Raw genomic sequence first — 466 nt, 5'->3', positions numbered from 1 at the left:
GGCAGCGGCAGGCATGCCAGACGGTGATTACCGTCTAGGTGAGCAGACCGTCACCAAATGTCTGGGAGGTGTGCGTTTGGCTGACGGCACTTTGGCAGGCAGTACGCTGACCATGGATCAGGCGTTACGTAACTTCGTTAGCCTCGGTCTTACCCTGGCGGACGCCTCGGATCGCCTGTCACGTTTCCCCGCCGACTTCCTGGGGATCGACGACATTGGCCGCCTGCAAGAGGGCGCATTGGCGGATCTGGTCATCCTTGACCCCCAACTTCAACTCCAAGCGGTCTATGTCGAAGGCCGTCATATCTGTGGAAACGCCCAAGGAGCCTCATAAATGTCTTTGATGCTTGAAGAAACTCGCAACGCCCCTGAACGTGTTCGCGGTCAGTTGCAGCGTAATCACGCGTTGCTTGCTGCACTAGGTGAACGCTTGCGCCTTGCCGAGCCGACTGCCGCAGTCACCGTG

Annotated in this window: 1 protein-coding gene; it reads left to right on the top strand. The window is 58.6% G+C overall.

What is annotated here, in order from left to right; translation table 11 throughout:
- Positions 1-334 (top strand): amidohydrolase family protein (locus INT22_RS21415; RefSeq protein WP_226912867.1); only part of this gene is annotated, 334 nt, incomplete at its 5' end.
- Between the last annotated feature and the right edge of the window lie 132 nt (positions 335-466).

The sequence above is a fragment of the Halomonas sp. 3D7M genome (assembly GCF_014897885.1).
Classification (GTDB): Bacteria; Pseudomonadota; Gammaproteobacteria; order Pseudomonadales; family Halomonadaceae; genus Vreelandella.
The sequence above is the reverse complement of the archived record's forward strand: the minus strand, read 5'-3'. Positions and strand labels throughout refer to the sequence as shown.